The organism is Dolichospermum sp. UHCC 0352, assembly GCF_009711925.1.
GTDB classification, from domain to species: Bacteria; Cyanobacteriota; Cyanobacteriia; order Cyanobacteriales; family Nostocaceae; genus Dolichospermum; species Dolichospermum lemmermannii.
Genome location: NZ_VIKY01000107.1, coordinates 1 through 17,075, shown reverse-complemented (window position 1 = coordinate 17,075; position 17,075 = coordinate 1). Strand labels below are relative to the sequence as shown.

Annotated in this window: 20 protein-coding genes; 8 read left to right on the top strand and 12 right to left on the bottom strand. The window is 35.8% G+C overall.

Features of this window, described 5'->3' with window-relative positions:
• The 3 genes from FJR06_RS07125 to FJR06_RS07115 form a co-directional block, all read left to right on the top strand.
• On the top strand, window positions 1–555 hold a 555-nt coding region (locus FJR06_RS07125; RefSeq protein ID WP_371723558.1), incomplete at its 5' end, for a WD40 repeat domain-containing protein.
• 643 nt (window positions 556–1,198) lie between these two features.
• Window positions 1,199–1,663 carry a hypothetical protein gene (locus FJR06_RS07120; RefSeq protein WP_168651125.1) on the top strand — a complete coding sequence of 155 codons (465 nt, stop codon included), beginning with the start codon at window positions 1,199–1,201 and terminating at the stop codon, window positions 1,661–1,663.
• Between the two features lie 47 nt (window positions 1,664–1,710).
• Window positions 1,711–3,591, top strand: a complete 1,881-nt coding sequence (locus tag FJR06_RS07115) for an ABC transporter ATP-binding protein (protein WP_168651124.1) — start codon at window positions 1,711–1,713, stop codon at window positions 3,589–3,591.
• A gap of 85 nt (window positions 3,592–3,676) precedes the next feature.
• On the opposite strand, the gene rnhA is transcribed toward FJR06_RS07115, so the two are convergent.
• Window positions 3,677–4,585, bottom strand: a complete 909-nt coding sequence (gene rnhA / locus FJR06_RS07110; protein WP_015079943.1) for a ribonuclease HI — start codon at window positions 4,583–4,585, stop codon at window positions 3,677–3,679.
• Window positions 4,586–4,618: 33 nt separating this feature from the next.
• Entirely contained in the window at window positions 4,619–5,029 is a 411-nt protein-coding gene (locus tag FJR06_RS07105; protein WP_015079944.1) for a GNAT family N-acetyltransferase, read from the bottom strand.
• A 509-nt stretch (window positions 5,030–5,538) separates the two neighbouring features.
• On the opposite strand from FJR06_RS07105, the gene FJR06_RS07100 reads away from it, so the two are divergent.
• Window positions 5,539–6,390: a universal stress protein gene (locus FJR06_RS07100; protein ID WP_015079945.1), complete on the top strand. Its 852-nt coding sequence runs from the start codon at window positions 5,539–5,541 to the stop codon at window positions 6,388–6,390.
• 146 nt (window positions 6,391–6,536) lie between these two features.
• On the opposite strand, the gene psbM is transcribed toward FJR06_RS07100, so the two are convergent.
• From psbM to FJR06_RS07075, 5 genes are all read right to left on the bottom strand, one after another.
• Window positions 6,537–6,641 (bottom strand): photosystem II reaction center protein PsbM, encoded by a 105-nt coding sequence (gene psbM, locus FJR06_RS07095; RefSeq protein WP_015079946.1) that lies wholly within the window; start codon window positions 6,639–6,641, stop codon window positions 6,537–6,539.
• 89 nt (window positions 6,642–6,730) lie between these two features.
• Window positions 6,731–7,027: a 2Fe-2S iron-sulfur cluster-binding protein gene (locus FJR06_RS07090; protein WP_168651123.1), complete on the bottom strand. Its 297-nt coding sequence runs from the start codon at window positions 7,025–7,027 to the stop codon at window positions 6,731–6,733.
• Window positions 7,028–7,160: 133 nt separating this feature from the next.
• Entirely contained in the window at window positions 7,161–7,298 is a 138-nt protein-coding gene (locus FJR06_RS07085; RefSeq protein WP_006195022.1) for a photosystem II reaction center protein K, read from the bottom strand.
• A 75-nt stretch (window positions 7,299–7,373) separates the two neighbouring features.
• Window positions 7,374–8,510 (bottom strand): tRNA guanosine(34) transglycosylase Tgt, encoded by a 1,137-nt coding sequence (tgt, locus tag FJR06_RS07080; protein ID WP_168651122.1) that lies wholly within the window; start codon window positions 8,508–8,510, stop codon window positions 7,374–7,376.
• Between the two features lie 139 nt (window positions 8,511–8,649).
• Window positions 8,650–9,102, bottom strand: a complete 453-nt coding sequence (locus tag FJR06_RS07075; protein WP_168651121.1) for a hypothetical protein — start codon at window positions 9,100–9,102, stop codon at window positions 8,650–8,652.
• A gap of 211 nt (window positions 9,103–9,313) precedes the next feature.
• Between FJR06_RS07075 and cobS the strand changes: the two genes are divergently transcribed.
• The 4 genes from cobS (at window position 9,314) to FJR06_RS07050 (ending at window position 13,027) form a co-directional block, all read left to right on the top strand.
• Window positions 9,314–10,093 (top strand): adenosylcobinamide-GDP ribazoletransferase, encoded by a 780-nt coding sequence (cobS, locus tag FJR06_RS07070; RefSeq protein WP_168651120.1) that lies wholly within the window; start codon window positions 9,314–9,316, stop codon window positions 10,091–10,093.
• 345 nt (window positions 10,094–10,438) lie between these two features.
• The gene (locus FJR06_RS07065; RefSeq protein ID WP_168651119.1) at window positions 10,439–12,064 is read left to right on the top strand and encodes a hypothetical protein; all 1,626 of its coding nucleotides are present in this window, start codon (window positions 10,439–10,441) and stop codon (window positions 12,062–12,064) included.
• A gap of 320 nt (window positions 12,065–12,384) precedes the next feature.
• Complete coding sequence (locus FJR06_RS07055) at window positions 12,385–12,750, top strand: hypothetical protein (protein WP_200863818.1); 366 nt, start codon at window positions 12,385–12,387, stop codon at window positions 12,748–12,750.
• Window positions 12,740–13,027 carry a type II toxin-antitoxin system PemK/MazF family toxin gene (locus FJR06_RS07050; protein ID WP_015079952.1) on the top strand — a complete coding sequence of 96 codons (288 nt, stop codon included), beginning with the start codon at window positions 12,740–12,742 and terminating at the stop codon, window positions 13,025–13,027. Before FJR06_RS07055 ends, FJR06_RS07050 begins: the two co-directional genes overlap by 11 nt.
• A gap of 431 nt (window positions 13,028–13,458) precedes the next feature.
• Here FJR06_RS07050 and FJR06_RS07045 read toward each other — a convergent pair whose 3' ends face one another.
• Genes FJR06_RS07045 through FJR06_RS07025 form a run of 5 tightly spaced genes read right to left on the bottom strand, consistent with a single transcriptional unit; the run spans window position 13,459 to window position 16,904 of the window.
• A complete protein-coding gene (locus FJR06_RS07045) occupies window positions 13,459–13,914 on the bottom strand; it encodes a PPC domain-containing protein (RefSeq protein ID WP_168651118.1) in 456 nt (151 codons plus the stop codon).
• Window positions 13,915–13,970: 56 nt separating this feature from the next.
• Window positions 13,971–14,630, bottom strand: coding sequence for a ComF family protein (locus FJR06_RS07040; protein WP_168651117.1), 660 nt, complete (start codon window positions 14,628–14,630; stop codon window positions 13,971–13,973).
• A complete protein-coding gene (locus FJR06_RS07035; protein WP_168633684.1) occupies window positions 14,627–15,103 on the bottom strand; it encodes a GNAT family N-acetyltransferase in 477 nt (158 codons plus the stop codon). Before FJR06_RS07035 ends, FJR06_RS07040 begins: the two co-directional genes overlap by 4 nt.
• 29 nt (window positions 15,104–15,132) lie before the next feature.
• Complete coding sequence (locus tag FJR06_RS07030) at window positions 15,133–15,630, bottom strand: hypothetical protein (protein ID WP_168651116.1); 498 nt, start codon at window positions 15,628–15,630, stop codon at window positions 15,133–15,135.
• Window positions 15,627–16,904, bottom strand: coding sequence for an AAA family ATPase (locus tag FJR06_RS07025; protein ID WP_168651115.1), 1,278 nt, complete (start codon window positions 16,902–16,904; stop codon window positions 15,627–15,629). The genes FJR06_RS07030 and FJR06_RS07025 overlap by 4 nt, the downstream gene beginning before the upstream one ends.
• Between the last annotated feature and the right edge of the window lie 171 nt (window positions 16,905–17,075).

Below are 17,075 nucleotides of genomic sequence, written 5' to 3'. Positions count from 1 at the left end.
ATCTGGGACGTGACCACAGGGAAAGTCCTGAATACCCTGAAAGGTCATGAGGGTTTGGTCTATAGTGTGGGATTTAGCCCCGACGGTAAACAACTGGCTTCTGGGAGTGATGACAAGACGATCAAAATCTGGGACGTGACCACAGGGAAAGTCCTGAATACCCTGAAAGGTCATGAGCGTGAGGTCAGGAGTGTGGGATTTAGCCCCGACGGCAAAAAACTGGCTTCTGGGAGTGCTGACAAGACGATCATTTTATGGGATTTGGATTTAGATAATTTAGTCACCAGTGGTTGCAATTTGCTGAATAATTATTTGATTGGTAATCCTCAAGTGTTGGCAGAATTAAAGGATTGCCAAACTCCATCTCGGTTATTATTAGCAGCAACGGTGTTAGTGATCCAAGGTGAGAACTTGGCAGCAAATGATGATCTGAATGGGGCTTTAGCTAATTTCCGTCAAGCCAAAGAATGGGATAAAAATTTACAATTTGACCCCCAAGCAAAAGCAGAGGAGTTTGCTAACAAAGGCAAAGCTAAACGCAAGTTAGCGGAGTGAGGAAGTGTTGTCCAAAAAGGGCAAATTAGGGATTTGAAGGCGGGGAAAAATCCCTTTACTGATGCGGTGTTGAAGGAATTAACCCCACCCCATTGGTGTCAACTTAGGCTACAGATGGCTTATTTGTTGGCTTCCACACCCACCCAGAAATGAATTTCCGGGCTAATAGCGAAAGTAAACTAAAGTTTACTCAAAAATTTCCGGGTTATTTAGTCATCTTCAGATGACTTCTGCTATTAGACTGGGAATTCATTCCCAGGTGGGCTATGGGTTTTAGGTTAAGTTGACACCAATGAAGCTCTTGCTTTACCCCTACGTTTAGAATCAAACAATCCAGCCGTTTCGAGTATAACTTGTGTGTACACGATAGCCTCACAAAGGGGAGGGGACTGGATTTTCTGGTTTCCCCCCAAAGTATCGAGGGATTAAAGGGGGTAATTATCGGATATCAACAATAATTAGCATATAGTAATCCTATTTGATTTGTGAACATTCCCAGAGTCAGATCCCCGACTTCTTAGAGAAGTCGGGGATCTTGTTTTTCATAACTAATTTAGGATCGCTATATAGTCCAGGTGATTAAAAATTGCCTAATACAGTGTATATTAATAATTGACAAAATAATTAAAGGAGAATTTACCCCATGAACAAATTATTAGATGAAACCCTATCTCATGAAATTGCCAAAGCCATCAAAAGTAAAGCTAAAAAACCTTTTGATAATGCTTATAAAGCAGTTTTAATCACCCAAGGGGCAAAGTATATCCAAGGCTTTTTAGTATTTGCTGGTCAACCCTATAAACCAGTTGAACATGGTTGGATTGAAGTTAATGATGTAATTATAGATCCGACACTTCCCCATTTACAAAAAAATCCCCAAGAACTTTATTATTTTCCGGCTCAAGCTCTAAGTACCAAAAAACTCAAAGCCATTGTGGAAGAATCCAAAGAAGATTATCCAGAGGATGATCCTTTACCTATTTATGGTGAAGCCCCCTATGATTATTATGGTGATGTTATGTTGGGGGGGCTAGAATATTTGACAGCTTATCAAGCCGCACAGGCCAAATGTCAAGAAATCAATGGCTTAAATTTTGAAAAAAATTAGTCTCCCAGGACAGAATTTTACATTATTTTCCTCCTAAATTGTTATTTATGGGCATCTCTCCATCTCCAACTAAATCCAATCCTGAATACCGTCGTCGAGAAAATGACTGGCGGTTATTTTTACGCTTAGTTCCCTATGGTCGTCGTCATGGCAAACTATTAGCAGTATCCATGTTAATGCTTGTTCCGATTGCTGTTGCTAGTGCTATCAAACCCCTATTAGTGGGACAGGCAATTTCGTTAATTCGCAAAGAACCAAGTACATATCAATTTCTGCAAAATATGCCTTTATGGCAAGGTTTAAATATCCTGATTGGAATGTTGCTCATTGCAACTACTATCCGCTTAGTATTAATAAGTGTCCAAGGTTATTTAGTGCAAAAATTAGGGCAAAAAATCACAGCAGATATTCGTGAAGATTTATTTACTCATGTAACATCTTTAGCTGTGCGGTTTTTTGATCAGACACCTGTAGGTAAATTGATTACTAGACTAACGAGTGATGTCGAAAGTTTAGGAGATGTTTTTTCCACTGGGGCTGTAGGCATTGTTTCTGATTTACTATCTATGGTAGTAATTGTAGGATTGATGTTTTCTATTCAATGGCAACTTGCTTCTTTGTTGATATTCATCCTCTTGCCAATAACTTGGTTGATAATTTATTTTCAACAGCGGTATCGAAGGGCTAATTATAAAACCAGGGAAGAACTTTCTGTACTCAATTCTCAACTTCAAGAAAATATTGTCGGGATTAATATAGTTCAATTATTTCGCCGCGAAAAATTTAATGTTGAGTTATTTCGAGCTGCTAACCAACGTTATATTAAGGAAGTAGATATTAGCATTTGGTATGATTCCGCAGTTTCTGCAACCTTAGAATGGGTTGGTTTAATTGCTATTGCTGGAGTATTATGGTTAGGTGGTTGGTTATTGTTAGATCAACAAATCTCCTTTGGGATTTTATCAGCATTTATTTTATATGCCCAACAATTTTTTGAACCATTACGGAATTTTGCGGAAAAGTTTACGGTGATTCAATCTGGGTTTACGGCTATTGAAAGAGTAGTGGATATTTTAGATGAACCCATTGAAATTAAAGATTATTCTCAGCCTCAAAGTTCAAATGTAGATTTTGAATTTGGCTATATTAATGAGATACTTTCTAAGTTAGAATCTCAAGATTTTACACCCGTTCCGGCTTTGGGAGCAATTAAGTTTGAAAATGTTTCCTTTGCTTATAAAGATGATGATTACGTTATTAAGAATTTAGACTTTACCATTCACCCAGGGGAAAAGGTGGCTTTAGTTGGTCCCACAGGTGCCGGTAAAAGTTCAATTATTCGCCTGTTATGTCGTCTTTATGAACCAACCCAAGGACGCATTCTGATTGACGGTGTGGATATCCGCGAGATTCCCCAGGTGGAACTACGACGTTATATGACGGTGATTTTGCAAGAGGCTTTTTTGTTTGCTGGTGATGTTAAAAGTAATATTACTTTAGGTGATAATTACAGTTTTGCAGAAATTCAACAAGCAGCAGAAAAGACGAATGTAGCGACGTTTATTAACCAATTACCCCAAGGTTATGATACTCAATTACGAGAACGGGCGACAAATCTTTCTAGTGGACAAAAACAACTTTTAGCCTTTGCGCGGGCGGCTATTCGTAATCCCCAAATTTTGGTATTAGATGAAGCCACAGCTAGTTTAGATGTGGGGACGGAGGCTTTAGTTCAATCAGCTTTAAATCAGTTGTTAATCCAACGGACTTCAATTATTATTGCTCACCGTCTCTCAACAATTCGCAATGTAGACCGGATTTTTGTGTTGAAACGGGGGGAATTAATTGAACAGGGAAGTCATGAAGAATTGCTACAACAACAAGGATTTTATGCCACTTTGCACAATTTACAAATGTTAGGAGCTTAATCAAAGGTCTTGAAATGCAATCAAGGGCGCATAGCCTGCGCCCCTACGGGTTTTAAGATTTAAGGAAAATCAAAAATTATATTTTTCAATCTATTTCTGTGGCTATTTTGTCCCCACGTTCGAGTTCCCAAAGAATTTGATTTCCTTCCCGTCTTACCCGTGAAACTATCCAATTTCGCCACCGCCATTCATCACCTCGGCTGGTAACGGCGCTAGAGTGAACACCCATTAAGTCTGCTAATTCTGAACTGGTAATTAGGTAGCCTTTTTCGGCAATTTCGTCTGCAATCCGTAAGGTTTCCACCAAGTTGCGAAGTTGTAAAACCCTGATTTCCGTGGGTTGTTCGTTGGTTGTAGTCGCAGTTGGTGTTGTAGATAGTTCCATAGTGCTTGTATCTGATGCAGACGGACTGCTTTCTAGTGTGTTTTTATTAGTTATTGTAGAGTTTATTGGATCATTAGATACTTTTGCTGGGCTTATTTCCCCAATTTTAGGTAAATTTTCGTGAAGAAGTCCAGGTAATAATTGTTTGAGGTGAGGGATTTTATGGTTGGCGAAGGAACGCGCAATGACATCACAGCGTTCATTGCCAATATTACCAGAATGTCCGCGAACGTGTTCCCATTGTACCAGTCGGCTATTGAGTTGATCCAGAATTTCTAGGAGGTCTTGGTTTTGGACGGGATTCCCATCTGCTTTTTTCCAGCCGTTCTTTTTCCAGCCTTTTACCCATTTTGTCACACAATCAATGACATATTTACTATCTGTGTACAGGGTAATAGGTTCAGTTTGTCGAGATGATTTGAAAAATTCCAAGGCAGCGATCGCAGCTTGCATTTCCATTTTATTATTAGTGGTGTGCTGGGATGAATCACCCATTTCATGCACTGAACCATCATGAAAATAGACAACTGTACCCCAACCACCAGGGCCAGGATTACCTGTGCAAGCGCCATCTGTATATATACTTTGAATTAGACTTTGGGTAGACATGATCAAATTAGAGAATTCTCAAGGATTGATATATTATTGATAACGATACATTAATTCTAAGTTCACAACTTCATTAGTGAAACCCCACTGTTGATAAAATGGTATCATCTCTGGTAAACAGAACAAAGCCATATTTTCAACTTCTTTTAATTGGGGATGATTAACGACTTCATCTAATAACTTAGCACCAAATCCCATTTTTCTGTAACTAGGTTTAACAATGACATCATAAAGAACTCCGCGATAAACAAAATCAGTCAAAATACGACAAAAAGCAATTAGTTCTTTTTCCTCATTTACTAAAGCGATGATAATATCAGATGCAGCTAACATTTTGACAACACCTGGATATGTTCGGTTGTGACTCCAGAACTCATTTTTGTATAATTCCACAAGTTCGGAAATTTGGGTTTCATCTAATTGATTAACAACTTGGTAATTCATTTTTTTGATTTTATCAATCCTGTAAATCTCAAGCAGAAATTAAATTTATCTTTTTACGAAAAGCTGAAAATTGACGGCTGAATGCTGACAATATAAACGGTATTTTTGCTCTCATTTTTTCAGCATAAGCTTGATATTCTGCTATTTGTTGTTTAATTTCCGAAAAATGATCATGGTAATAATTAACTTAAATTAAAAAAAATTAACATAGATGACAAATCATAACTAACATCATCTTTTATTAATTTCATTAGACACAATTAGTTGTATGATATGAATGATAGGCAACCTGGTTGTCACTTCACGTAGTTAGGCGTAAATAAACTTAATATTAATCACTCTTCTGCTTGTTGGTATTAGTTTTACTGCTAATCAGTTAATTTATGCCTAAATACTTAACTTGGTTATTTAGCACATCAGAAAAAAACATTCTGATAGCTTGCCTGACGCAGCCATAGCTCAATACTAGCAGCAAAAACCACAAAAACCTTCACGACAAAGACGGAAAAATGATCCAAAAAATTTTGTTGGCTGTCTCCGGTTTAGGACACGCGGAAGAAATGCTCAAGAACTTGAAAGAACTACCTTCATTTCGAGGAGCAAAGGTCACAGTTCTCCACGTTGTCACCCCACAAAGCACTGCGGCTGTAATGACCGACAAATGGGAAGAAGGGGGCAAAATTCTCGCTAAGGCTATTCAGTATTTAAACTTAGACCCCAGCCAAGTTTCTTCTATTTTACGTCAAGGTGATCCCAAGGATGTAGTTTGTCAAGTCGCTGACGAAATGGAAGCTGACTTGATTATTATGGGTTCACGGGGAATGAAGCGGCTACAATCTATTTTCTCCAATTCCGTCAGTCAGTACGTTTTCCAACTGTCTTCCCGTCCCATGTTGCTAGTGAAAGATGACATTTATGTCAAAAACATTAAGCGCATTATGGTGGCCATGGATAATTCTGAATCTGCCAAAAACTCTTTAAATTTGGCTTTGTTCTTACTTAGGGGTGTTGCGGGTGGACAATTGGTTTTAGCTAATGTTAATGCAGATTTAGGTGGTAAATTATCAGGTATTACTGATCTTAAACCAGAGAGAAATTCTGTGTTAGGAATGGCTGTGGCAGAGGCAGAAAAGCAATCTGTAGCAGTGCGTTGTATTACTAGCAGTGGTAAACCTGGGGAAGAAATTTGTCGTTTAACTAATGAGTTGAATATAGACTTATTATTGATTGGTTCCCCGGACCGTCGCCCATCTATTGCTAAGAGTTTTGTTGATATAGATCGGCTCATTGGCTCGTCTTTATCTGACTATGTTCGTGTTAATGCTACCTGTCCAGTTCTCTTGGCACGCACTATTGGATAATGTCTTCATATTAGCGATGACTAAATAAAAACCCCTACACTATATGAGTTTAGGGGGGTTTTTATTTTATAGCCCAAGTATTAACTATCTTTTCCACCGATTTTAAAATGCTCACAAAAGCTAATAGCTGTTCGCAAGGCTGTTAATTAACCTTCAGTCTTGGAGGTTTGGATGTAAAGCATGATTAAAAACACGGCGGGTACTAATACGAACAAAATGCTCGCTACGAAACCCAAATCATTAACTTGCATAGCAAGATAGCCTTTTGTGTAATTTCGAGTCAACTATTCTAGAATAGCATCATCCATGACAGAGTGAAGCCAAATTTTTTTATCAGCCTTTAAGGTTTGGTGATAACAGTCACGGGTCCATTAACTAAGGTTTGACAAGCGAGACGGTAGTTATCAGGCTTGTTTTTGAATTTTTTGGTTTCTAAATCTGTACGCGGAGACAGGTTTTCTAATCCTTCAGTGATTTGGACAACGCAAGTAGTACATTGTCCAGCACCATCACAATTGGTCATTTTGCCGAAAAATTTATATATATCAATGCCATTTTCTACAGCTTTAAGTCGGAGATTAGCACCATCTGCGGCGACTATTTCTTGATTTTCTTTAACAAATTTGATATTTCCCATCGTAGCTTCCTGGTAATTTAGTATGTGACTGGATTAATTATATGGATTTCTTGCAAAATATTAAGAACTATTAATTTTACCAAAAAATAGGACAGGTGGATGTTACCTGTCCAAAAAATTGGCAATGGGTAATTTATCTAAAACCCACTGCTGCTTGCCAAACAAATGCAAGTAACAAGAAGAAGACGGGAATAACAGGTAAAACATCTACCAAGGGGTCGAAGATTTGGTAAGCTTCAGGCAATTTCGCTAGTAATAGTGCTGCTTCCATGTTTGTTTAAATCCACCTAATAATCAAATACAGATTTTATATGCGAGATATATTTTATCATGATTAGCTCAATGATCAGTCCTCAGTTTTTTCTAAATCAATTGCTGATGGTTCTAACCAATGACCAAAATCGGTAACAAAACGATCGCTCAAAATTGATGCGCGAATCTTTTGAGTAAAGCGAATTAATTCGGTGATGTTATGAATAGTCAACAAAGTATATGCTAATATTTCCTGCGATCGCACTAAATGAGATAAATAAGCCCGACTGAAATTTTCACAGGTGTAACAAGGGCAAGTTGTATCCAATGGTGTAAAATCTTCACGAAACTTAGCATTTTTGATGTTCCAGCGTTCACCGGAGACAATAGCCGTTCCATGTCTAGCCCAGCGGGTGGGAATAACGCAATCAAATAAATCTACACCAGAAGCGATCGCAATGGCCATTTCTCGATAAGTTCCCACACCCATCAAATAACGGGGTTTATTCAGCGGTAACAACGGCGCTGTAGTTTGGACAATTTGCGCCATTAAATCCGTTGGTTCACCCACGCTGACCCCACCAATGGCATATCCCGGCATATCCAACTGCGCCAATTCTTGAGCAGCACGGGCGCGTAAGTCTAAATATACTCCCCCCTGGACAATGGGAAACAATGCCTGATCCTGGCGTTGATGGGCGGATATAGAGCGTTTTAACCAGCGATAGGTTCGGTCAGTGGCGGCTTCAACTTCCTGACGAGTGGCAGGATAGGGAGGACATTCATCAAAAGCCATGATCACATCCGCCCCTAAAATATTCTGAATTTCAATAGAGCGTTCTGGCGTTAATTTAATGATTTGCCCATCATGAGGAGAACGGAAAGTTACACCTTCTTCAGTAATTTTTCGCATTTCGCTCAGACTGAAAACCTGAAATCCACCGGAATCGGTGAGCATGGGACCAGACCAACCCATGAACTTATGTAATCCACCACCACCAGCAACAATGGCTTCTCCCGGTTGGAGATGTAAATGATAGGTATTAGCTAAAACCATCTGCGCTCCTGTTGCTCCCAGTTGGGCAGGGGTGATAGTTTTGACATTAGCTAATGTTCCCACAGGCATAAACCTGGGTGTTTCTACAATTCCGTGGGGAGTAGAAAATATTCCGGCTCTAGCTTTGGTCTGGCTACAGGTAGCGAGACTTTCAAAGGAAAAATTGGCGCTCAAGACAAAAATAGGATTTGGCTAAATTTATCCACCAACTTAACATTTTCTCGACTACTTGGGGTAGTTTGTGGGGGCTTTTGTCTTGTGGGGGTGACACCCTGCAATCCAATATTCCCCTGGAGAAGATATGATTACCCTGTTAGAAGGAATCATAACAGTCATCATCAATTTCTGCATCCCATCTAGCTGTGAGGACTTCATCCATCATCGCTTCTATAACTGTAAAGTTAAATTGGCGATTGCGTCGTTCTTGCAGCGGTGTGGACAGGGGAATTAACCGTAAGCACATTTGCTCTTGAATCAAGTCAAAGTAGGTTTCTGGCTGTGGAGACTGTTTTAATTCCAGATAATCAAAACTATCTACATTTAGATATAGCGAATTGTTGGTAACTAAGGTAGCGCGACGGGAATTAGCGAATACTTCTATTACATCCCCATCACCTTCACTCAGTAGTTTGTGGTCTTGGGTGTAAATGTAGTGGACTCTACCTAAATCATTCAGCAATCTGCGGATATCGAGTTTGTTAACTACTATGCCCGTGTTGACTATGCACGGCGCTGGTATTTTCGTGTCGGGTAGATGATAACTCATAGAAAAATAGTGGGTTATGGAAGGTGAGTGACGACGCAGCCAGACCATCAATGAGATAGATTGTTAGTTTCCCATATTTCTAAAATATCAAGTTTAGGGGATAATGGGCTGATTATTGGTGGTAGATTGTTGGTTTGGGGGTAGTTGATGATGAGAAAATCTATATTCATAAATACTGGCAGCATTTAGTTAATTAAACTCTTTCTCAAGTATGGCTAATGTTTTGGGCTGGTGGCAACAGCAATTCTTAAATTTAGTTGCGGCTGTGATTTTCTATACTGCTATTCCCTTGCCTTATGTGCAAAATTTGGACTTTCAACGGGTTGCTTGTTTCGCGCCGATCATTGGGTTAATGATTGGTGGGATTTTAGCTGGTTTAGATATAGGAATGAATTATTTGAGTGTCCCAGTGTTAACCCGTAACGCTTTGGTAGTATGTGCGTGGATAGTAATAACGGGAGGGTTACATTTAGATGGAGCGATGGATACGGCCGATGGTTTAGCAGTAGGTGATTCTGAACGTAGATTGCAGGTAATGATGGATAGTGCTACTGGTGCATTTGGGGCAATGTCTGCTATTATGATTATTATTTTGAAAATTACTGCTTTAACAGATATAGCCGAAAATCATTATTTAGTGTTAATGGCTGGTTGTGGCTGGGGACGTTGGGGACAACAAGTAGCGATCGCCTGTTATCCTTATCTTAAACCTACTGGTAAGGGTGCATTTCATAAACAAGCTATTCGTTCTTATTTAGATTTATTTCCAAGTTGGTTTTTATTAATTGGTTTAAGTGGTGTTATTTGGGTAATGAATCCGCAGAATTTAGTTTTAGCTGTGGGGATAGTTTTAGCTGGGAGTGTGATTTCTATTGTGACTGCGGCTTGGTTTAATTATAAATTAGGTGGACATACGGGAGATACCTATGGCGCTGTGGTGGAGTGGACTGAAGCGTTATTTTTGTGTGCAATTAGCACTATCTCGACTTAGAAGACAGAGTGATAAAAAATATATCTACCAGTTTGTTGCATAATTTTTTTAGCAAAGTCTTTTAATGCAACTCTTGTGACACTTTTTTGATTAGAAATAACTCATTGATAATATTCGGTATGGTGCTATTGAGCCGAAATCTTGAGGAAAGGATAAATATAGCCTGGAAAAGCCAAATTGATGAAAGAGGGTTATTGAGTAGTTGCCTGTAAACCAACTATGAAGTTAATTTAGTGTATTTTGTAACTATAATTTATAACTAAAATGTCTGTTTTAAATATTTTAAATACTAAAATTTTTGTATGCTAAAACTGAAACCAAAAAGCAATGAAGGATAAAAGGATTATGTTGAAAGATATTAGAAAAACATTGTTCAGATTTTTTAGTCCATTTTTTAAACTTGGAACTGGGTACAGAAAGTTTTGGTATGTGGCTATTTTTTCTATTCTTGTAATATTGATAACTACAATAATTAAGGCAAGCTTTTTTTCAAAAAATGATTATTGTGCTAAACTCGATTTACCGATGGACAAACAACTTAGTTGTCAAGTATGGAATGGAATTACTACTTTAGAGTGGGCTTTGCTTACTGCTTCACTAGTAGCAATTTTTACTCGCGCAGCTGAAATTTGGTCAACACAAGATAAAAAAATAGCATTCGATGATTTTTTTGGGTTTGATTCTTATTCTATAAATAATAAGAATGATGTTGCAATTGTAATCCCATATTTCCCATTGAAATCTTTAGATTCTGTAATAAATCACATACTAAAAAATCCTAATTTTCATAGTGAAAATTATTTTCCAAAAGAATTTTTAATTAATCATATAATACTTCAGATTCAGGCTTTTCCGATGTCGTTTCTTACAGAAATAACAACCAGTTTATATGAAGCATACAGGGACAATAACGATTTATTCAAAACAATAAGGAGCAATATCGACAAAATAATGGACAATGAGAATATCGACAAGAGTAAGTTAAAAAACTTAATAAAATACTTACTTAGCTCTAACCATATAACTAACAAAGACAGAAATGAAAATGTAGATGTAGATGATATAATGGATGAAATACAATACATAATAGAAACTCCAAATTGTAAACTCTCGGACTTGATATCTAAAATTTTTGAAAATATTAAATATTCCAAGAACATTTCAGAACATACCTATGCAAAAAAGATAAGAGAAGCTTATATCAAGAAAATTATTAGGATAACTTTCAAAAGTTATCCAAATATTAATATTAACGACACAATAGATAAAGCAATGACGATATTTAAGATAGATAAAAATATGTTAAAAGAAGATGAAACAGATAAATATGCAAAATACCTTGCACATAAAATTAAACACAGTGATCTAGAACAAAATACTGGTAAAAAATTAAGTGAACCTAACTTTACGGCAACTTTAGATATAAAATCTCTCAGTTATATCACTAGTTTGTTGGCAGCGAAAGAATATATTATAGACAAAATTCATACAGATGATATCGACATTTCCGAAATCGAAAAATATCAATATAAAAGTCTAATTATTTTAGGTTTACTTTCTAATAAATTAGTATCTCATTTTCAAACAAATAATGATCTAAATAGATTATTTACATTGGATACTACAAACAAGAAAATTATTATAAATATAAATAGTTCGCCCGGTAAAAAATTGTCATACCAAGATCACTCTGATAATGGTACTAACATTTTTTGGGGATTAATATGCAAAACTAAGATAAATGAAAAACAAGTAACAATTTTTGGTGGTATATCATCGGAAGGAACATTAGAAACTGCAAAATTCTTAAAAGAAGATTGGGAAAAGGTATCAGAGAGGCTGACGAAGAAGATTGAAAAAAATAACCTAGAATTATCTAATGTGAAATGTGTCATAATGATAAAAATAACCCAAAGGAATCAAGATGTCGTCACCCATTCAATTGATGATAATGACATATATTTAATTTAGGACGTACCCCAACAATAACAAGGGATGTCTTGTAGTACAATTGATAGTAATAATGATCGCCCAATTGGTTGAGATTAATCCATACTAAAAACTGTTCAGGGAATTTATAAAGATGGAAAAATCCAACTTGCTGAAATACCAAAGGACATTCACGAAGGCACTGTATTAGCTACATTTCTAGAAAACAAAACTAGAACTTGGTCAAATCTAATTTTGCAACATCAAGGTTTTGCAGATAGTATTACCTTTGAGTCCTATCGAAACGAATTGCTGCCACCTGATGAAACCATATTTTCAGTTTAATATTTTTAATTGAATTTATGCAATATTTACTTGATACTTGTGTAGCTAAATATCGCCAAATTGTCCGCGAGTTACTAATTTCTCATGCGACAATAAACGAGCCAAATAATGTTAGAATAAAATCACCCCTCTTAGATTTAGCTATGCGTGCGATTGAAACCACTGGTATCCTAAATACCCAAGGGCAAATCAAACTTGATCATCCCATTCCCCAAGCAAAGGACAGGGTTGTGCGCGTTATTCTTTTAATGCCAGAAGATGAACTTAATGAACAAACTTGGTTAGATGCTGTTTCCAATAACCCTAGCTTTGCTTTTCTGCATGATCCAGAAGAAGATATTTATACCCTGAAAGATGGACAACCTGTAGCTCATGAAGGGTAAAATCGTTTTAATTCAATTTCCCTTTGACGATTTATCTTCCAGTAAAGTCCGTCCTGCCTATTGTCTAACCAATACAATTGGAGCATATCAGCACATTATTTTTGCCCTCATCACCAGCCGTATTCCCGAAAATCCCCTTCATACAGATATTATTCTCAGACCAGAAAATCCAGATTTTATTATGAGTGGTCTTCGTAAATCATCAACCATCAGACTTGATCATTTGGTAACACTTCGATTGATGTTTCTCGGATTGTGGCATATCGTGGTAGTCTGACATCAGACATATAAGTTTTTTCAATCTCTCTTTTTCAAAAAAATCACATCCTTGTGTTTATTGAGAATATTCTGAGTTAATTCTCAAGATTATTGAGAATGTAATCAATAAGCTAACGAGTTTACTAGGGTATTGACATCTTGAAATTTTGTGCTATTGTCAAGATATATAATTAGCGGATTTTTATATTCAAAATTGATGTTCCAAAATCCAGGGAATAAATTCCCTGTCTTATAGCTAAAGTCGGTTAAAACCGACTATTGAAAACATAAAATTTTATTTTCTTAGTTTTATTGAGTATAATTTGTGATAAATTAATCAAAAACTGCCTGCTTCTGCTTCATATATGATTACTTGAATTTTCATAATTTATTTCGTTTAACTCGTCAATTCAATTATACCCAATTAAGGATGGATTGAACGCGCAAACCCTACTTCACAGGTTGCAGTTTTGTCACCTTGAGTTTAAACTTCCCTACCCCAGTTTCCCCAAAAGAATGAACGCGCACAATGTAAGTTCCTGTTTCTGTAATGCGGGTAAATAATAGAGAATTACTTGTACCGTCGGGAGCATCATCATTTTCTCCTGCTGTTGAACCATTGGGTGCTAATAGTGTAATAATGCTGTCAAAGTTTTCCGATGACAAATCAATAGATAAATTATCACCCTGATTTAATTTGATTGCATAATCACGAGCAAATCCCCCTTGTCCTGTGGGAATATCTTTGTTTGATAAGATATCAGAAATTTCTGTCAAATTAGTTAACGGAATAGGGCTATATAACTTATTTTGTGCTGAGGCTGTTTTGCTCCAAATCCCCATTGTTAGCAATGTAATAGAAATAATTAAGATGTTTCTGAAACCCACTGCAAAAATCTTTTTCATAAATTGAAATACTGTTCCCAGAAATACAGGGTAACTAACCTAATATAGCTTGATTTTTATTTATTTGTCGTGGCAACAGCAGCTACACCCAAGACTGTAATTTGATGTTGTTCAAGAGTCTGTACAGCAGCTTTAACAGTAGCGCCAGTAGTATAAATATCATCCACTAATAAGATTGGTATATGGGGATGACGACGCAAATCTTTACCAATCACAAAAGCATTTACTAAATTTTCTTGTCTTTGAACTGCGGATAAACTAAATTGTGCTTCAGTTTCTTTGATGCGTTCTAAACCATTGATTTTCAATTTGTATCCTGTGACATTACAAAAACCTTCAGCTATTAATGCAGCTTGATTAAAACCCCGTTGTTTTTGTTTTTTGGGGTGCATAGGGATAGGAACAACTAAAAGCTGTTGTTGTGGTTGCGGTGAATGTAATAACCATGATTCCCCTAACCATTCTCCTAACACATAACCAATTTGTGGCTGATTCTCATATTTTAATGCAGCGATCGCTCTTTTGACTGCACCACCATAATTTCCCCACACAAATATTGGTAATGGTTGTTTCCATAAATAAGCAGGATTTGGTTTGTGACAACTTTGAATTTGTTTGATGCAATATGGACAAAGTTCCCTGGGTGTAGGACGCTGACACAGGGGACAAGAGGATTTAAGAAAAAGACTCAGAAGGTTTTGGAATATCTTGATCATAGATATTTTACATAGACTAAATCACATCTGCTAGTTTCTACACCTGTTGTTGGTAGATAACCATTACTTTCATAAAGTTTAACAGCTTCAGCTAAAATACTGGCGGTTTCAATCCAAATTTGCTTAAATCCCCGTAAAGCAATTGCTGTTTCTAGTTGTTGTAATAAATATTTGCCTAATCCTAAACCGCGCACTTTTGGTAAAAGATACATTTTTCTAATTTCTACAGCTTTTTCGCCGCGATTGATGGGATAATAGGCAGCAGTCCCGACAATCTGATTCTGGTGTTCAATTACCCAAAATTCCCCACCAGTTGCTAAATAATATTCTTCAATATTTAATACATCCTTGTCTGCTTCTTCTGGTTGCCAAGGTAAACCATATTCTGATAATATAGAACTAATAACTGTGGCTGCAAAAATGCGGTCTTTTTCTTGCCAATTGCGAATGATAAAATCTTGGTATTGATACATAAATTTAGTTCATCAAATTAGAATCCTATTTAGGAAATTTCTATGGTGTTTTGGATGATTAATCTAAAACCTGTTTCATCCTTAAATTTATCCATTCTTGTAATTTGTGAAGACTGAAAAGTAGGTTTTTTGTTATTAGCTATATATGCCTTTTTAGATTTATAAATTTCTAAATCATGATTTGCAATAAAAACATTAATTGTATTTTTTAATTGTTTCTCTCCCTTTACAACCCAATTATTTCTATAATTTTTCTCTTTTAATTCCACGAAAATAAGATGATTGTTGTAAGTCAGCATACCATCACAACGATTATCCATTGTACCATCTGATCTGATAATTTCAATACAGTTATCAATAGCGGTAAATATCACCTCTATTTCTTGATTATTTTCAACAATAGCAATCCATTTACTACAATCATCAATATCAATATAAGCAGGATCTTCGTTAGGATCATCACAAAGTCCAAATTTATACTGATTTGTCTGACTTTGACAAGTAGATTTAAAAAAATTTATACTCATATTTGTTCCTCAATTTCCAGTAAATTATCAAAAAGGTTATTAGTCTCTGCTAAGAAAGAATTGAGATAATTTTCATCAGTAGGTAATCCTTCATAAGTAGAAAGTTTGATAATTTCCCCTGTCTCTGTTAATTCATATACAATTGAATCTTCATCAGATACACAAGATGCTTGAGGAACAATATTTTCTAGTTGTTCCTTTAGTAAATTGCTGTTTGGTAAATCTATAATTTTCTGTAAAACCTGATATCCCTTGATTGCTAATGTCAGATAATTAATAATATAAGGACTGTGGGTAGTAAGAATTAGTGTATTACCTTCTGTAAGGTTAGCAAATTCTAATAATTTATATAAAACGTCTTTTTGCGATTGTGGAAACAGATTTTGTTCTATTTCTTCAACAATATTTAAAAAACATTCATTTTTATATTTAGAAGATAATACTTCTAAAGCAGCTTTTTTAACTTCCTCAGAAAGATTATCATTGGATAGGATTCTTTCAATTTCTATTTTTAATCTTTGTTGTTCTTCTCCACTCAATTCACTTTGGGAAGAATCTTTATTTTGACCAATAGATAACGCAATATTTCTAGAAACTAAAAACAAAGGAATAAAAGATTGAAACCCGCTTGAAGATTCGGAAATATTTAATTTATAATCACTTCCTATAATATTTAAAGTATTATTTTTTTGATCAAATTCCAACTTTACATCACCCACTGGTAAGGTCAAACTTTCTGATAATTCCTGCTGTGAACGCTCTAATTCCTCAAAAAAAGTAGATAATGATTGAGGCAACCCTTTTACTTTTTCAGCACCCTTGACAACACTAAAAAAGTTTCGTTCTGCCGGAATATACATGATTTTAGGTACAAAATATTCTTTGGGAATATTATTAATAATACACAGACTATTGAAAATGATTGCTTCAAAATTTCTGGAATCAATGTTTAATTTCCTATCTTGAAAAGAAAAATTAAAAGCATTTCCTAGATATTCAATTTCAGTTTCTGGCAAGAAATAGTTTTTTAAATTGTGATAGTTACAATATGTTTTAATAAACTTATTATAGTTTTTCACGTCTTTTATTTCTAAATTTCCACGATATAACTGTTTTTCCAACCAGCTAAATGTTGAAATTAACTTAGCAATGCTACTTTTTCCTGTACCTTGATTACCGATAAAAACAGTAATTTTGCGAATGTCTATAAATCCATTATTTTCTGCAAAACCCGACTTAATTGGTCCGAAATTTTTAACTTTTATTTGACTCATATATTATCTTTATTTACTGTATTTACTTCTTTTTCCTTTTCTAGTAAAAATATTATAATTCAAACTCTGATTAACAATAATTTATTTTTCATAATAAAAACGCCCCCCTGGTGGAGAGCGTTTTCTATTTAACTAGACTCTAGTTATTAACCGTTGATTGCAGGAGCGCTT